Annotated in this window: 1 protein-coding gene; it reads right to left on the reverse strand. The window is 42.5% G+C overall.

Annotated elements, in window-relative coordinates; all coding sequences use genetic code 11:
* On the reverse strand, positions 1-4,507 hold a 4,507-nt coding region (locus M1V25_RS10100), incomplete at both ends, for a beta strand repeat-containing protein (protein ID WP_498843195.1).

The raw sequence follows: 4,507 nt of genomic DNA on the forward strand, positions 1-4,507 counted from the left end.
ACTGTTGCTCCGGTAAAGCCGACATCCTCCACATCATCCAAGAAAAGATTCTGATCTAACACCAATTTGATTGGACTTATGCTATCATCTGCCGCACTTTCTGTATAAGTTGATGAAGCGGTTAAACTATTGATACTTGGCGCGTCATTCACGGGAGTGACATTAATACTCATCGTATACGCTGACACGGACTCCAGCGCACCATCATTTACCTTAAAGCCAAAACTGGCATAATTACTACCATTACCATTTGCAACAGGGGTAAAGATCAATAAACCTCCATCAATATTGGCTTTAGTGATCACTTGATTCAAAGTTACTGCTACACCATTTAATTTTAAGCTACCTATTGTCGGTAAATTTGTGACTGTAATGCTTGCTAAGGTATCGCCATCCACGTCAGCAAAGTTAAAGTCGGATGCCGCAAATGTATAAGCTGTATCTTCTGCTGTTATAATCGTGCTGTTAGCTGCGGTTGGGGCATCATTGATTGAGGTGACATCAATACTCATCGTATAAGTCGACACAGAATCAATTGTGCCATCATTTACGCTAAAGTCAAAACTGGCATAATTACTACCATTGCCATTTGCAACAGGGGTAAAGATCAATAAACCTCCATCAATATTTGCTTTAGTGATCACTTGATTTACGGTCACTGCTACACCATTTAATTTTAAGCTACCTATTGTTGGTAGGTTCGTAATCTTAACACTGTCTAATACATCACCATCAATATCGGCAAAGTTAAAGTCACTCGCTGTAAAAACATGGCTGCTGTCTTCATTTATCACCACTGTATTATGAGAAGCTGTCGGCGCATCATTCACCGCATTCACAGTAATTGAAACGATGTCTACATCCGATAATGCAAATAGACCCTGTTCATTTGAGGTCACAGTAAGGTTATCATTGCCATTGAAATTAAGGTTACCCTGATAGATTAAACTCGCTAATGTCGCATTGATATCATTTGCATTTCCACTGATCGTTAAATCACCACTGCCGTTAGCGCCTGCACTGATCGTTGCAGATTCAGACAAGGTTACTGTCAAAGTACCATTATTGACTTGTAAACGTGTGCTCGCCAAGATTCCACTTTCATCTCTCACAGTAAGTCCGTTGATAGCAAGTGTACTATCCTCATTGAGAGCTTGTACTCCTGGAATAATATTGACTGGTGCTGATGCTATACGGAAAACTCGCGCATGACCAGCACCAGATCCATTATCATTATTGTTACGTGATCCAATTGCTAATACTGAACCATCGTCACTTAGGGATATCGCATACGCACCATCACCTGCCGTTGCACCATAAATATCCTCTTTTAACTTGGTCCAACTGCTGTCATTCCATTGATAAAGTCTTACCACGCCAGCATTAATTGGAGAATCACCATTATTAGGTGCTGAAAATGCTAGTATTGAACCATCGGCACTCAGCGATACTGAGGCACCTAATAGCTCAAAGTTAACTTCACCATTGAAACTTTGTCCGCGCTGCTCCCAACTGCTGCCATTCCATTCATACACCTTAACTTGACCAGTAAAGTTAGTACCAAACCTTGCATTGATCGCAATAATATTTCCATTAGCACTTAAGGACACTGCACCACCTAGTGCTGAACTTTCTGCAGAACCATTGATATCCAAACCCTTTTGCACCCAATTATTGTTATCCAATTCATAAATCTTAACCTGACCATGAGTGTTAGCATTGACAAAGCCAACTGCCAGTGTCATCCCATCTGCACTTAACGAAACTGACCAACCAGCACCATCTCCTGTCTGCCCATCAATATCCTGCCCTAATTTTACCCAATTAGTGCTATCCCAATGATAAACTCGAACATGACCAGATCCATTTCCATTGGCATCATTACCTGAAGCTCCTATGGCAACCGTCAAACCATCCGCGCTAAACCCTAAAACTGAAGAACCTGAAGAATCTCCCTCAGCTTCACCCAGAATACCTCCTCCCAGCTGTTCCCAACTGCCGTTAAGCTCATTCCATTGATAAATCTTAACCTCGCCAGTACTATTATTTCTTCCTTCTGCTCCAATTGCGACAATAGTACCATCATCACTTAATGCCACTGAATGCCCAAATTCATCGTTACTGGCTTCACCGTAAAGATTTTGACCCTTTTGCGTCCAGCCATTACCATTCCACTCATAAATTTTCACTTGACCAGAACGGTCTCCGTTGAAATCATGATCCTTCGCCCCTACTGCAAGAATTGTCCCATTAGCACTTAAGGCAACTGAGTGCCCTAAGTGATCTTCCGAAATATCACCAACCAATGGCACGCTAAGCTGAGCCACTGGTGTTAGTATATTAATGGTACTTGTAAGAATCTCTGAGTCATCATCGCCATCGTTTACAACAAAACTAATAGTGCGAGTCAATATGGTTGGTTGATCAGCTAAATTTTCATAACGAACTGTCCTTAATGCCGCCTCATAATTTGCCAAAGTATCTGTTCCTGTTAAGCTTAATACGCCAGTTAGTACATCGAAGGTACCGGTTATATTTCCAACATTCACAAACGATAATACATCTCCACCATTTACATAATTGCTGCTAATACTCACCGTTGCACTTTCAAGATTTACATCATCCATATCAGTAATGCTAATGGTATTATCAATTACTACCGCTCCATCATTTCCGCTATACTCTAAAGCTACGCCACCTGTTAATATCGGCTCATGTTTTTCAATAACCGTAATACCGATTAACTGCACCGTATTTGAGCTACCACTGTCGGTTGCTGTGAGTGTTAAGGTGTCACTACCGCTGAAGTCAAGGTTGCCTTGATAGGTTAAACTTGCAAGCGTTGCATTGATTTCTGCTTGTGTGCCGCTTATCGTCAAATCATTGCTACCATTGCTACCGGCACTGATTGTAGCGCCTGATAACGTCACATTCAATGTTCCATTATTAGCCTGTAAGCGTACAGTTGACAAATTACCATCCACATCATTAATCGAAATATTATTGATAGCAAGTGCAGTATCTTCATTCACCGTATAACGTGGAATTAAACTATATACCCGTACCATCCCTCTATTGTCTGTACTGTTTCCGGTCGTACCATCATTTTGAGGTGCACCAACTGCCACTTTACTAGCATCGGCACTCAAAGCCACTGACCATCCAAATCGATCGTTCGTTATATTACTTTGCATATCTGGACCATATTTGACCCAGCTACTACCATTCCACCTATATATGCGTGCATAGCCTTTATCCTGTGAAACTCCATCATCTGCGCCTATTGCCACGGTATTGCCATCGGCACTTAAGCTCACTGAAGAACCAGATTGATCTCCTGTTGGACTACCACTTTGACCAACAATATCAAGTCCCTTCGGTACCCAAGAGCCTAAACCACTGTCCCAGTTGTATATCTGCACATGGCCGGCACTACTGCTATTATTAGGTGCCCCAATTGCCACGGTGTTGCCATCGGCACTTAAGCTCACTGAAGAACCAGATTTATCATTTGCTGCCTCACCATCAATGTCTTGCCCCAATTTATCCCAGGTGGACGTTACACTATTCCAGCTATATATCCGTACATGACCTGAATTACTACCATTGCCATCATTTCCAATTGCTCCGATTGCCACGGTGTTACCATCGGCGCTTAAGGACACTGAATAACCAGATTGATCACCTGCTGCCTCACCATCAATATCAACGCCTTTTTGTACCCAAGTAGTGCCATTCCAGCTGTAGATCCGTACATGACCTCTATCGTCACTTGCGTTTCCTGTCGTGCCATCATTATAAAACGCACCAATTGCCACGGTATTGCCATCGTTGCTTAATGATACTGAGAAACCAAAGTTATCATCTCCTACTTCACCATTAATATCACCGCCCTTTTTTATCCAGGTACTACCATTCCACTCATATATTCGTGCCTTATTTCCACCCCAAGCTCCAATTGCCACCGTATTGCCATTGGCACTTAACGAAACCGATATTCCAGATCGCTCTCCTGCCACCTCACCATCAATATCGACTCCCTTTTGAATCCAGGTAGTGCCACTCCAGCTATATATCCGTACATGACCAGAATAAGTGCCATTGCCATCATTTCCCTCTGCTCCGATTGCCATTGTCATGCCATCGGCACTTAAAGAAACTGCCCCTCCAGCATAAGGTGATCCACCCAACAAATCCCCTGAGTTCTCACCATAAATGTTGTCACCCAGTTGAGTGATTGAGTTAAATGAACTTCCTCCCACTAGAACTGCCGGTGCATCCAAGCGATAAGCATAACCCTCAAAATGAAGAATCTCACTATTGTCTATTGCTTGTCCATATTCCAGTATGCTATCCCCTCCATTATCTTGACTTGCTGTCGTATCAATAGATGCCGCAATATCCGCATCTGTATATGACCTTAATGCTTCCACAAACGCTTGACCTTGTTGCCCTTCGGCAACGTTACAGCCATAGAATAAAATATCCCCTGTGTTACTTAATGCTT

Source organism: Candidatus Nebulibacter yamunensis (assembly GCF_024208055.1).
Lineage (GTDB): Bacteria > Pseudomonadota > Gammaproteobacteria > Francisellales > Francisellaceae > Caedibacter > Caedibacter lacustris.